The 12,655-nt window shown below is 66.3% G+C and carries 12 protein-coding genes; 2 read left to right on the top strand and 10 right to left on the bottom strand.

The window, feature by feature from the left end; translation table 11 throughout:
• Positions 1-3 precede the first annotated feature (3 nt).
• The 4 genes from CAF78_RS12505 to CAF78_RS12490 form a co-directional block, all read right to left on the bottom strand.
• On the bottom strand, positions 4-504 hold the full coding sequence (locus tag CAF78_RS12505) for a sigma-70 family RNA polymerase sigma factor (protein WP_085676010.1): 501 nt from the start codon (positions 502-504) through the stop codon (positions 4-6).
• Positions 505-575: 71 nt separating this feature from the next.
• Positions 576-1,553: a D-2-hydroxyacid dehydrogenase family protein gene (locus CAF78_RS12500; RefSeq protein WP_085676009.1), complete on the bottom strand. Its 978-nt coding sequence runs from the start codon at positions 1,551-1,553 to the stop codon at positions 576-578.
• 18 nt (positions 1,554-1,571) lie between these two features.
• Positions 1,572-2,741 carry an MFS transporter gene (locus CAF78_RS12495; protein ID WP_085676008.1) on the bottom strand — a complete coding sequence of 390 codons (1,170 nt, stop codon included), beginning with the start codon at positions 2,739-2,741 and terminating at the stop codon, positions 1,572-1,574.
• Between the two features lie 26 nt (positions 2,742-2,767).
• The gene (locus CAF78_RS12490; protein ID WP_085676007.1) at positions 2,768-4,447 is read right to left on the bottom strand and encodes an amidohydrolase; all 1,680 of its coding nucleotides are present in this window, start codon (positions 4,445-4,447) and stop codon (positions 2,768-2,770) included.
• Between the two features lie 123 nt (positions 4,448-4,570).
• Between CAF78_RS12490 and CAF78_RS12485 the strand changes: the two genes are divergently transcribed.
• Complete coding sequence (locus CAF78_RS12485) at positions 4,571-5,194, top strand: TetR/AcrR family transcriptional regulator (protein ID WP_085676006.1); 624 nt, start codon at positions 4,571-4,573, stop codon at positions 5,192-5,194.
• A 60-nt stretch (positions 5,195-5,254) separates the two neighbouring features.
• Here CAF78_RS12485 and CAF78_RS12480 read toward each other — a convergent pair whose 3' ends face one another.
• Positions 5,255-6,166: a LysR family transcriptional regulator gene (locus CAF78_RS12480; RefSeq protein ID WP_085676005.1), complete on the bottom strand. Its 912-nt coding sequence runs from the start codon at positions 6,164-6,166 to the stop codon at positions 5,255-5,257.
• A gap of 96 nt (positions 6,167-6,262) precedes the next feature.
• Between CAF78_RS12480 and CAF78_RS12475 the strand changes: the two genes are divergently transcribed.
• The gene (locus tag CAF78_RS12475; RefSeq protein ID WP_085676004.1) at positions 6,263-7,432 is read left to right on the top strand and encodes an MFS transporter; all 1,170 of its coding nucleotides are present in this window, start codon (positions 6,263-6,265) and stop codon (positions 7,430-7,432) included.
• A 19-nt stretch (positions 7,433-7,451) separates the two neighbouring features.
• Here CAF78_RS12475 and CAF78_RS12470 read toward each other — a convergent pair whose 3' ends face one another.
• The 5 genes from CAF78_RS12470 to CAF78_RS12450 form a co-directional block, all read right to left on the bottom strand.
• The gene (locus tag CAF78_RS12470; protein ID WP_085676003.1) at positions 7,452-8,075 is read right to left on the bottom strand and encodes a glutathione S-transferase family protein; all 624 of its coding nucleotides are present in this window, start codon (positions 8,073-8,075) and stop codon (positions 7,452-7,454) included.
• 65 nt (positions 8,076-8,140) lie between these two features.
• Positions 8,141-9,388: an aspartate aminotransferase family protein gene (locus tag CAF78_RS12465; protein WP_085676002.1), complete on the bottom strand. Its 1,248-nt coding sequence runs from the start codon at positions 9,386-9,388 to the stop codon at positions 8,141-8,143.
• 35 nt (positions 9,389-9,423) lie between these two features.
• Positions 9,424-10,329, bottom strand: a complete 906-nt coding sequence (locus tag CAF78_RS12460; protein ID WP_085676001.1) for a LysR family transcriptional regulator — start codon at positions 10,327-10,329, stop codon at positions 9,424-9,426.
• 61 nt (positions 10,330-10,390) lie between these two features.
• Positions 10,391-10,927 carry a 2,4'-dihydroxyacetophenone dioxygenase family protein gene (locus tag CAF78_RS12455; RefSeq protein ID WP_085676000.1) on the bottom strand — a complete coding sequence of 179 codons (537 nt, stop codon included), beginning with the start codon at positions 10,925-10,927 and terminating at the stop codon, positions 10,391-10,393.
• A gap of 129 nt (positions 10,928-11,056) precedes the next feature.
• Entirely contained in the window at positions 11,057-12,469 is a 1,413-nt protein-coding gene (locus CAF78_RS12450) for an amino acid permease (RefSeq protein WP_177408532.1), read from the bottom strand.
• Positions 12,470-12,655 lie beyond the last annotated feature (186 nt).

Raw genomic sequence — 12,655 nt, 5'->3', positions numbered from 1 at the left:
GGTTCAGGCCTCGACCAGCAGCAGGCAGCGGGTCATGGCGCGGATAAGGTGGTTCTTCACCGTGGTCACCGACACGCCGAAACGGTCCGCCGCCGCCGCATAGGTCAGCCCTTCCAGTTGCACGGCAAGGAAGATGTCGCGGGTGCGCGCACCCAGTTCATCGAGCACGCTGTCGATCGTGACCAGCATTTCGATGATGGACAGGCGGATTTCCGGCGACACTTCGACCGGTTCCGGGCGCAGTGCCAGCGCTTGCAGGTAGGCCTGCTCGATGGCGCGGCGGCGTACCTTGTCGATCAGCAGCGAGCGGGCGATGGCGCTCAGGTAGCTGCGCGGCTCACGGATGGGCAGTTGGCTGCGTGCCGTCATCACCCGCAGGAAGGTGTCGTGGGCCAGGTCGGCCGCATCGGCGGCATTGCCCAGGCGCATGCGAAGCCAGTGCTTCAGCCAGCCGCTGTTTTCGCTGTACAGCCGGTGCATAGCCGCGTCATCGAGCGCCGACATAGAGATCAATCCATAACCTAACTGGGAATTGTTCGCATTGTTGCGGCGTGGGTGTGTAATTGCAAGTGCTGTCAGCGAGGCACGTGCAAGGCGCTCGGATTGGCCACGTTCTTCGGCGCGCCCTGGGTAAATGCCAGCACATTGTCGAAGGCATCACCGAAGTACAGCTCGTAGCCGTTCTTTTCTACATACCCCAGATGAGGGGTACACAGCACACGCGGATGCCTGAGCAGGGGATGACTCGGGTCCAGAACGGGTTCTTGCTCGAACACATCCACCGCTGCGAAGCCCGGCCTTCCCGCATCCAGTGCCTGGAGCAGGGCCCCCGGAGCAACCAGTTCGGCGCGGCTGACGTTCACCAGCAGGGCATCGGGCTTCATCCGTGAAAGGTCCTCGAAGGTCACCCGGTGGCGGGTGAGCTCGGACAGCCGCAGGTTCAGGCTGACGATGTCCGCCTCGGCAAAGAACGCCTCGCGCGCTGTCGCCGCCCGGTGCCCATCCGCCTCGGCCGCCGCCCGGCTGCCTTCGCTGCCCCACACCAGCACCGGCATGTCGAACGCCTGGGCATAGCGTGCCAGGCGCTGGCCGATCTTGCCGTAGCCCCAGATCCCCAGCACCTGGCCGGCCACGGCCTGGCCCAGGTTGACCTGCCACTGGCCTTGCCTGAACGCATCGATCGCCGGCACCAGCTGGCGCCGGGCATTGAGGATCAGTGTCCAGGCCAGTTCGGCCGGCGCCACCGGCGAGCCGCGGCCCTCGGTGACGACGATGCCGCGGGCGGTGCAGGCTTCAAGGTCCAGATGGCCGGCGACCTTGCCGGTCTGGCTGATCAGCTTGAGGTTCGGCAGCCGGTCGAGCAGGGCAGCATCGATGCGCGTGCGTTCACGGGTGAGGACCAGGGCGTCGGCGTCGGCGAAGCGTGCGGCCAGCGCGTCCAGCGAGGCGGGCTGCTTGTCGTGAAACACGCTGACGTCATGCCCCGCCAGGCGCTTGAAGCAGTCCAGTGAGCGGATCACGTTCTGGTAGTCATCGGGAATGGCAATGCGCATGTCGGTCGGCCCTGGCAGTTACTGTGGGAAGGGGTTGGCAGGCCGACTGTGTCGGCGTTGCGCTACCCCAGCCATACACTTGAGCACAACCCCCAGCACCACCGCCACCCCGGCACTGACAAAGATCGCCTCGTGCCCAGGGCTCTGCTGCTGCAAGGCCACGAACGCCGGGGCCAGCGCCGCCGCCGCCACCTGCAGGATGCTCACCCAGGGCGTCAACGTGCCGCGCGGGTCGTTGGTGGCAATGGCGCCCATGTAGTAGGTCAGCGCCAGCACCCAGCCAAAGTTCATCAGGAACAGCGCCACGCACAGCTGCCCGGCATTCGCTGCATGGCGCGCCAGCAACACGATCGACAGCAGCACCAGCAGTGAGCCGAAGCCGATCATCGGCCCACGCCGCACCCGTGCCCCCAGCACGCTGGGCAAGGCCCCGCCGGGCAAGCCGCCGAGGATCCCCAGGCCGAATGCCCAGCCGACATCCAGCGGGCTGATGCCACGCCCGCGGGCCAGTTGGTCGACAAAGCCCCAGATGCAATAGATCGCCAGTTGCAGGCACAGCATCCCCAGCAGGGCATAGCGCCCGAGGGTGGCACAGCCTGCGCCACGCTGGGTCACCGGCACCGGTGCCTCGCGGTGCAGCCGTTGCGGAATGGCCAGCGCGACCAGGGCGATCAGCACGAACCAGAAGCCGATGCTGGCCACGGCGCCTTGATTGCCGATCATCTGCGCCAGCTGTGGCATGCAGGTGGCGTACAGGGCGAACACGGCCGTCTGGATCAGCAACGACAATCCATATGAGCGATCCTGCCCGGGCAAGCGCCCCAGCCCGCTGATGGCGCCGGCATACAGCACGCCGGTGGCAACGCCGCACGCCAGCCGGCACAGCACCAGCGCTGCCAGTGAATCCAGCGCGGCACTGAGCAGGTTGAGCGCCAGCGCGGCGCAGGCGCCCGCCAGGTACAGGCCGCGGCCACCGAAGCGCCGGCCCAGCAACGGCAGCAACAGGCTGCCGAGCAAGGTGCCGGTCATTTCGCTGGACAGGATCCAGCCTTGCTGGCTCAGGTCGAGGTTCAGCCGTTCGGCCAGCAGGCCGATGAAGATCGGCTGCACGCCAATGATGATCAGCGCCGTGGCGGCGATGTAGATCAGGGCGGCACGCAGCAGCAGGTTTTTCTTGTTGTTGTGCATTGGAGTTTCCCGGGTGGCGCAGCGGTTCAGGCGTGGGGGAGGGTGCCTGCGTCGTGGGTGATGCGGCCGTTCATCAGGGTCAGCGCCACATCGGTCTTGCCGATCTCATAGCGGTCGAGCTCGAACAGGTCCTGCTCGAGGATGATGATGTCGGCGCGCTTGCCGGCGGTGATCGAGCCAATCTCCTTTTCCAGCCCGAGCTGGTAGGCGCCGTTGAGGGTGTAGGCGGCGATCAGTTGCGGAATGCTCAGGCGCTCGTCGGCATCGGGCATCACCGGCGCATTCGGCTCGCCACTGAGCTGGCGGGTGTGGCCCGATTCGATGTGCTCCACCGGCTTGTGCTGGCAACGGCACTGGCAGACCAGGCCGTCCATGCCGATCGACACGGTCACGCCCTGGTCGATGAAGGTGCGGAACTTGTACATCGAGGCCCAGCGCTTGAAGCCGTACGACTGCTGGATCGCCTCGGCGTAGGCATCGACCACGCCCCATTGCAGCTGGGTGTTGGCCATGACCCCGATACGGCGAAAACGCGGGATGTCGTCGGGGTGGGTGAGGAAGGCGTGGGTGATCACATGGCGGCGGTCGCGTGGCGGGTTGCTGGCGAAGGTCCGTTCGAACACGTCCAGCGCCATGCGCACGGCCGCATCGCCCACGGCGTGCACCATCACGTCGATACCGGCGGCATCGGCCTGGCGCACGTGCTGTTCGAACACCGCTTCGGGCATGGTCGTCGAGCCGCAGTGCGGCTTGTCGCAGTAGGGTTCGAGCAAGAACGCGGTGTGGTTCAGCTCGGTGCCGTCGAGCATCAGTTTCAGGGTCTGCGCTTTCACCAGCGGCGAGTCGTAGCGGCGGCGCATGCCTTGCAGGATGGCCACCGGGTCATCCTCGGTGCCCATGTTGATGTAGCTGCCGACCACGCGCAGTTTCAGGCGCTCTTCGCGCTCCAGTTGCTGCAAGGTTTCGTAGAGCAAGGTCTGGTCGCCGGCCGGGTCGAGGAAGCCGGCATCGAACACGGTGGTGATGCCGGCGGCGACCAGTTTCTCTTGCCAGAACGGGATCGAGCGCAGGTACAGGTCGATGCCGGTTGGCAGGTAGCCGGCTTCGCTCAGCCGTTGCATCAGCAACGAATAGGCCGCGCAGTCGATGATCACGCCCGTGGGCTCGCCGCTGACCGGGTCCTTTTCGAACCAGCTGGCGCCTTCTTCCACGGCCGGGGTGTCGCGGTCGATGCCGGCGGCCTTGAGCGCGTAGGTGTTGACCCACATGGTGTGGTAGTCGGTGGACAGCAGGCACACCGGCTTGTCCGGGCAGATGGCGTCGAGCACTTCGCGGCGCAGCATGTCGGCCGGCATCAGCGGCTGGATCCAGCCCATGCCGGTGATGGCCTTTTCGCCGGGGTTGGCTGCCACGTAGCGCTTGAGCAGCGCCAGCACCTCATGCGGGTCTTCGTGGTTGACCAGTGCCTGGAAGGCGAAGGCGGTGCTGGAGAAGTGCCAGTGCGACTCGACGAAGCCTGGCAGCACCAGCTTGCCGGCGGCGTCCAGCAAGCGTGTGGCGGGGCCGGCATGGGCCATGACGCTGGCGTGGTCGCCCACGCAGAGGATGCGCTCGCCCTGCACGGCCACGGCGCTGGCCCATGGCTGGTGCGGGTCGACGGTGTAGAGGCGGGCGTTGTGGATGATGAGATCGGCGGCGGTGGTCATGGCGGCTCCCTGGGGCAAAATGCCGCGCTAGTTTTGTGTCGGTTAAAAGTTTTAGTCAATAAAATATTTTTGCGGATTGGCTTTGCTGTATGCTGGCCACCGGTTTTGACAAAGGGTTGCCAAGTGAGCGGATTGCGCGAGCAGCAGAAGGCGCTGCGCCGGGAGACCATCAGCCGTACGGCGCTGGGCCTGTTCGAGCGCCAGGGCTTCCAGACCACCACCATGGAGCAGATCGCCCGGTTGGCGGCGGTGTCGGTGCCCACGGTGTTCGCCTATTTCGGCAGCAAGCAGGAGATCCTGCTGGAGAAGCTGCGCGAAGCCGACCACCGCGCGGTGGCCGAGGCGCGCAGGCGCCTGGGGGAGTTCGACCAGGCGCTGGATGCGTTGTGCTGCTACGAAACGCACCTGACCGACTACGCCTTCGAGGTACTGCCGGCGCCGCTGTGGCGGGAGATCCTGCCGCCCTTGCTGCCATTGCTGGGCAGCCATCAGCGCGAGGTGCCCGAAGCCTACAAGCGGGTCAACGACGCGCTGGTCGAGGAGCTCAAGCACCTGCTCCAGGATTTGTGCGACAGCGGCAAGCTGCGCGCCGACCTCGACGTGGGCTATGCGGCGTTTCTGATCAACGACTACGGGCATCTGCAGCTGCTGCGGTTGTGCAGCTGCGAGCCGCTGGACCTGGTGGCGCACCGCGAGGATGTGCGCCGGTTCATGGGCTTCTTGCTGGCTGGCATGCAACAACCTTGAGATCGTGGGGCCTCTTTGCGGCCCATCGCCGGCAAGCGCGGCTCCCACAAGGGAACAGTGTCAGGGCTGGTTGAGCGGCCAGCCCTGGTGATGCGCCACCAGAAAGTCGACAAACACCCGCACCCGCGCCGGCATTGCCGGCCCGCCGACGAACACCGCATGCAGCGGCTCGCGGTCGCCCGGGTTGTAGTCTTCCAACAGCGCCACCAGTTGACCGTTTTTCAGCTCATCGGCTACGGTAAAGGTCCCGATCCGGGCAATCCCCGCCCCCAGCCTGGCCAGTTGCGCCAGCGCCTCGCCACTGCTGCACTCGATATTCCCCGTCACCTTCAGTGAAAAATCCTCCCCCGCCCGGCGAAACGGCCAGTCCGGCGCTGCCCGCCGGAAGTTGAAGCGCAGGCAATTATGCTGCGCCAGGTCCTCCGGCACCTGCGGCGTACCACAGCGCGCAAGGTATTCGGGCGAAGCCACCACCACCTGGCCGGTATGGCCGATGCAGCGCGCGCTCAGCGAGCTGTCGGGCAGCAGGCCAAAGCGCAGCGCCACATCGGCCTGACCGCCATGGATGTCGGCTATTTCGTCACTCAGCGTCAGGTCGACCAGCACCTGCGGATACTGCGCGCTGAACGCCGTCAGCAATGGCACCACCGTCAGCCGCCCATGCCCCAGCGCAGCGCTCACCCGCAACCGCCCGCGCGGCACGCCCTGGTCGGTGATCGCCTCTTCGACCTCCAGCAGGTCCGCCAGGATGCGCCGCGCCCCGCGCAGGTACGCCTCGCCCTCGGTGGTGAGGGTGATCGCCCGGGTGGTGCGCAGCAGCAGGCGCGTGCCCAGGCGCTGTTCGGCGCGGGCGATGATGCGGCTCACCGCCGAGGGCGTCAGGCCCAGCTCGCGGGCAGCGGCAGACAGGCTGCCGGCATCCACCACCCTGGCAAACACCTCCATCTCCCCGGATCGCCCGTTGTAGTCCATCTGTGCCTCCAGCGCAAAGGTGGTTGCCGCAAAAGCGGCCTAGTGCATTGAAAGCGCTGATCGTAGCATTTGCGGCATAGATAAGGAGCCTTCCCCATGCGTATCAATCCACCCCTCGTGGCACTTGCCATCGGTGCCTTCGGCATCGGTGTCACCGAGTTCGCCCCCATGGGCATGCTGCCCGGCATCGCCGCCGACCTCGGCGTGTCGATCCCGGCTGCAGGCCTGCTGGTCAGTGCCTACGCGCTAGGCGTGCTGATCGGTGCCCCGTTGATGACCCTGGCCACCGGCAAGATCCCGCGGCGCTACCTGCTGATCGGGCTGATGGCGATCTTCACCTTGGGCAACGTGATGTCGGCGATGGCCACTGATTATCAAAGCCTGATGGTCGCACGCATCGTCACCTCGCTTAACCATGGTGCGTTTTTTGGCGTCGGCTCGGTAGTCGCGGCCAGCGTGGTGCCACCCGAAAAACGGGCTGGCGCGGTGGCGGCGATGTTCATGGGGTTGACCCTGGCGACCATCGGCGGCGTGCCGCTGGCTACCTGGTTCGGTGAGCTGCTGGGCTGGCGCACGGCGTTCTGGGGTATTGCCGGCCTGGGCCTGGTCGCGATGGTCTCGCTGTGGTTCGCGCTGCCCAACCTGCCGCTGCCGAAAAGTGGCGGTGCGATGGCCGAAATCCGTGTGCTTGGCCGAGGGCCGGTATTGTCGGCGTTGGCGCTGACCGTGGTCGGCTCCAGTGCGATGTTCACCGTGTTCACCTACATCGCGCCGATCCTGCACGCCCAGGCACAGGCGTCGACGACCTTCATCACGGCCATGCTGGTGCTGTTCGGCATCGGTTTGACCCTGGGCAACATGTGGGGTGGCAAGGCGGCGGACCGCTCGATCGAGCGAACCTTGATGGTGTCGCTGGCGGTACTGATCGCCGTGCTGCTGGTGTTTCCGGCCACCTTGGGCTGGTCGCTGCCGACCGCGGTGGCGATCCTGGTGTGGGGTATCGCCAGCTTCGCCCTGGTACCACCGCTACAGATGCGCGTGATGGAAGCGGCCAAGGACGCGCCGAACCTGGCGTCGGCGGTGAACATCGGCGCGTTCAACCTGGGCAACGCGATTGGCGCGGCGCTGGGTGGCGCAGTGATCAATGCGGGGCTGGGGTATCCGGCGGTGTCGTATGCCGGGGCAGGGATGGCGGTGCTGGGGTTGCTGCTGACCATCGCCTGGCGGACGCGGCCAGTGGTGCCGGTGTCGCGGGCAGTGGCGTGACCTTGCAGCGCCGGCCTGTTCAAGGCAGGCCGTTGCGCCCGTGGGCAAGGTAGCCAGGGCGCTGGCTGAGGCGCTCGTAGTAGGCGCTAACGGCAGGTAACCGGGGGTGGTCTATCGGCGTGGCGAACCAACGATGCACCGACAGGCCGATGGGGATGTCGGCCAAGGTGAAGTGCTCACCAGCGACGAACGCGCCGGTCGCAGCCAGTTGCCGATCGAGGATGCCCATGTAGCGCGCCCATTCTGCGCAACCGGCAGCCAGCGCCTGGGCATCCTGGTGCGCGGGCGAGTGGCGCACCCGCGACATGAACGGGTAGCTCCACGCCCGGTTCAGGTCCGAGGCCTGCCAGTCGATCCATTGGTCGATGCGCGCGCGTGCCTGCGCTTCGCTCGGGTAGCAGGCCGCATCGCCGTAACGGTTCGCCAGGTAGCGGATGATGCTGTTGGATTCCCACAGCGTGAAGTCGCCGTCCTGGATCACCGGGACCATGGCGTTGGGGTTGAGCGCAAGGAACTCCGGCGCGTCGGTGGGCTGGAAGCCGCTGCCCCAGTCTTCGCGCTCGAAGGGGATGTTGAATTCGGCACAGGCCCACAGCACCTTGCGCACGTTGATCGAAGAGGCCCTGCCCAGTATCCGTAACATGGCGTCATCCTTGATGGAGGGAGCGCTGATCGTCGACCAGCCGGCGCCCTCCGGTCAAGCGGATTCTAGCGGCTGGCGAACTGCGCTGCGAGTTTGACCGCAGCCTGTTCGAAGGCCACTTTCATCGCTTCAACCACCGCGTCATCGTGCTCGAACGACAGGTACAGGCGCCCATAATGCGAAGGCATCACCAGCACCCCGGCCTCTCGCAGCGCAAGGTGCAGTGCCTGGCTGAACGCCGCGCTGCCCACGGCCATTGCCTGCGCGTAGGTGGTCGGCGCCTGGCGTGAAGGCCACAGGCTGAAGACATTGCCGTAGCCGCTGGTGCTCACCACGATGCCCTGTGCTTCAAAGATCGCTTCCACAGCCTGGCGCAACTGCTGGCCGCGGGCGATCAGGCCGGGGTAGTCGCACTGGTCGAGTTGCGCCAGGGTGCTCATGACCGCTGCGCAGGCCAGCGGATTGCCGCTGAAGGTGCCGCCACGCAAGACCTTGCCCTGCTCGAAAGCCGCCAGGACCTCCGGTTTGCCGACGATGGCCGACACCGGCACGCCATTGCCGATGGCCTTGCCGACGCTGGCAATGTCCGGGTCGAGCCCGGCCAGTTGGCTGGCCAGCCCGGCGTGCAGGCGAAACCCCATCAGCACCTCGTCGGCGATCACCAGCGCGCCATGGCGGCGCGCGACCTGCTGCACGTGTTGCAGGTACCCAGGCGCCGGCATCAGGCAGCCGGCATTGGCCAGCATCGGTTCGAGGATGACGGCGGCGATGTCCTGGTCTTCGGCGAACAGCCGCTCGACGTCATCGAAGTCGTTGAAGCGCAGCAGCGTGGTGCGGGCGGTGGCGGGGCGCTGGCCATCGATGAAAGCCGCCTCGGCGGAGCCGACATTGCCGAAGCTGACATCGTCGAACCAGCCATCGAAGCCGGCCGCCATCTTGGCGATGCGTCCCCGCCCGGTGTAGGCCCGGGCGGCACGGCAGGCCAGGTGCACGGCTTCGCTGCCGGAGTTGGTGAAGATCACCTTGCTCAGCGCGCCGGTGTGCGCGGCCAGGGCGGTGGCCGCAGCGTGCTCGCGCACATGGGCCCACGACGGCGAGGCGGAGTCGGCGAGGGCGGCGGCTACCTGGGTATTGACCCTGTCGTTGGCGTGGCCGAGCAGCACGGCGCCAAAGCCGAGTGCGGTGTCGATGTAGCGGCGGCCCTGGTCGTCGTGCAGGTAGGGGCCTTTGCCGTTGCGGATGAACAGGGCCTGGCCGTCGAGGTCGGGCAGGATGCGGGCGGCGCTGGACACATCGCCTACGAGATTGGGCATGGGTACCTCTGTGTTCTGTTCGGGTGCTTGGGGACTCAGCGGGTATTCCACGGGCTCTGCGCGAGCTTGTGTTCGAGGAAGTCGCGGAACACGCGGATACGCGGGCTGAGGTGCTTGCGATTGGTGTAGATCAGGTAGATCGGCTCGACGCTGTCGCTGCTGTACGCCTCGAGCAATGGCACCAGGCGGCCTTCCTGAATGTCCTGGCCAATGTGGAACTCCGCCAGGCGCACGATGCCGGCACCGTCGAGCGCCAGGTCGCGCAGCAGGTCGCCCTGGGCGAAGGTGGCCTTGGGCACCACCGGTACCGTCAGGGCCTGGCCATCGACGACGAAGCTCCAGGTGTTCCACACGCTGTTGAAACCGAAGGAGAAGCAGGTGTGTGCGAGCAGTTCGGCGGGTTGCGCCGGCGTGCCATGGCGGGCCAGGTATTCCGGGGCCGCGCAGAGAATCCAGCGGCTCTGGCCGATCTTGCGGGCGATGCGCGTGGAGTCGGGCAGCACGCCGCTGTGGATGGCCACGTCCAGGCCCTGGTCGAACTGGTCGGTGAATTGTGCACCGACCTGGATGTCCACGGTCAGCCCCGGGTAGGCGGCCAGAAATTCCGGCAGCCAGGGGATGATCTGGTGCTTGGCGAAGGTGGTCATGGTGTGCACGCGCAAGGTCCCGCTGACCCGGGTAGGGAAGGCCTCGGCCAGCGAATCGGCCTCGGCCATGGCATTGACCACCGCCCGGGCGCTGACCAGGTAGGCGCTGCCTTCATCGGTCAGCGTCAGGCTGCGCGTGCCACGCTGGAACAGGCGCACCTGCAGGCGATCCTCCAGCCGCGAAATCAGCTTGCTGATGGCCGAGGGCGTCATCCCGCAGGCCCGCGCAGCGGCAGAGAAGTTGCCGTGCTCGGTGGCCCAGAGAAACGCCAGCAGTTGCGAGTAGTTGTCCATGTTCCGCCTCCGGTGATTGAGCAGAAGACTGGCAGCGCGGCTGGGGGCTGGCAACCTGTGGTCAGCGAATGAACTGCTCGATGTAGTCGTCCGCCAGGCCCAGCGCCTTGTAGTGGGCGCGGGCGCTTTCCAGCTTGGTGAACACGTCCTCGTAACCCACCGCCACGCCCTGTGGGTCGACGTAGGTGTAGCCGCCCTGCACATGGAACCAGGTGATCATCTCTTCGACATCTTCCGGCACGAACAGGGTATGCGTCTCGCCCGGTGGCTCGTAGGCGAACGAACCCTCCTCGGCGACCCAGTCGTGCTCCAGGTAGAACCAGCGGCCCTTGAGCACCAGGGCATGCACGCCGCCGGTGTGGCGGTGGCGCGACAGCACGCCGCTCTGGCGTACCCGCAGCAGGTTGATGTAGTAGCCGCCGGAGACGTTCAGCAGCAGGGGCTTGAAGGACACCGAGGCGGTCACCGGGACCCACAGTTGGTCATCTTCGAGCCACTTGCCCAGCACGCCGGGGTGAACCATGTCGGGTGACATGAAGGGGACCTGCGGCAGTTGATAGGGAATGGCCAGTTCGTCGGGTTTACGGGCTACGGTCATGAGGGTTTCCACACAGGGTTTTCTTGGAATGGGCGGGGCTGTCTGGCCCGCGCCGTGGTCAGGGTAGGGGTGTGCCGCAGGCTGAAAAAGGCCCTGGCCGGCACACCCGCTGTGAAGCCGCGTCACAATTCAGGCGTTTGCCGCTTCGTCCAGGCGCAGTGCGGCACGCTGGGCCGAGAGCGCGGGCTGGCGTTTTTGCAGATAGCCACCGATGGCCACCAGCACGCCGGTCAGGCCCAGGGTGGACAGCAGCTCTGCGCGTTGCCCCGGGAACGCCGCCATGACCGCAAACACACCGACGATGAAGGCGATGGTCAGCAGGGTCAGCCAGGGGAACAGCCACATGCGCACATCCAGCCGCTTGCCCAGCGCCACCAGTTTGCGGCGCATGCACAGCTGGGTGACGGCGATCACCAGGTACATCAGCAGGGCCAGTGCGCCGCTGGTGGCCAGCAGAAACTGGAACACCTCGGCAGGCAGCAGGTAGTTGGCCGCCAGGGCCGCCAGCGCGGCGCCTGCGGTAAGGGCGACGGCCAGCAGGGGCACGCCTTGCGCGGTGGTGTGCGATACCGCTTTCGGTGCGTCGCCGCGCCGGGCCAGCGAGTAGGCCATGCGCGAGGCGGTGTAGATCGCCGAGTTCAGGCAGCTGGTCACCGCCACCAGCACCACGATGCTCATGATCCCCGGTGCCCAGGGGATGTTCATGGCATTCAGCACGGCCTGGTAGGAGCCCTGGGCCAGGCCGGGTGCATTCCACGGGATCAGGCACACCACGACGAACATCGAACCGAGGTAGAACAGGCCCAGGCGCCACACCACCGCGCGGATGGCCTTCTTGATGTTGGCTTTCGGGTCACGCGATTCGGCAGCGGCGATGGTCACCACCTCACTGCCCTGGAAGCTGAACATGGCGGTCAGCAACGCGGCGACGATGGCCACGTTACCCTTGGGCGCGAAGCCGCCGTTGGCCCACAGGTTGCTGATGCCGCTGGTCGACGAGCCGGGCATCAGGCCGAAGATCGCCAGTACACCGAGCACGATGAAGGTGACGATCGACACCACCTTGAACAGTGACAGCCAGTATTCCAGGGTGCCGAACGAGCCGACGCTGAGGCTGTTGCAGCCGATCAGCACCAGGCTGATGGCAAAGGCCGTGAAGGCGTGCGGCAAACCCAGCCAGTCGCCGAGGATGTTGCCGGCGACGATGGCTTCGATGGCGATCACCAGCACATAGAACCACCAGTACAGCCAGCCGATCGAGAAGCCGGCCCAGCGGCCGATGGCCTGGTCGGCGTAGGAGGAGAACGAGCCGGTGTCCGGCCGCGCCGTGGCCATCTCGCCGAGCATCTGCATCACCAGCACCACGATCGCCGCCGCGATCACGTAAGCCACCAGCACGGCGGGCCCGGCCGCGGCAATGGCGTTGCTCGAACCCACGAACAGCCCGGCGCCGATGACCCCGCCAATCGAGATCATCGTCACCTGCCGGCCTTTCAGGCCATTCCCCAGCTTGTCGTTCTGCATCTGTTGTTCGCCACGCATCGGCTCGCACCTCGGTTGCACGCTTGTTGTTGTCATGGGCCATCGGCGAGACGGCCTTGGCTGCTACCTTATGCGGCAAGCGTTCGGAGGATTAGGTGCTGCGGCGGCACAGCGGGTGTGACGAACGTTCACAGCGCGGGGTGCCGGGGCAGACATTCGCCCCCGGCTCTGGCAAGGTAGAACGCC

Origin of the sequence: Pseudomonas sp. R28(2017) (genome assembly GCF_002112505.1) — a bacterium.
In the GTDB taxonomy this organism is placed as follows: domain Bacteria; phylum Pseudomonadota; class Gammaproteobacteria; order Pseudomonadales; family Pseudomonadaceae; genus Aquipseudomonas.
The sequence above is the reverse complement of the archived record's forward strand: the minus strand, read 5'-3'. Positions and strand labels throughout refer to the sequence as shown.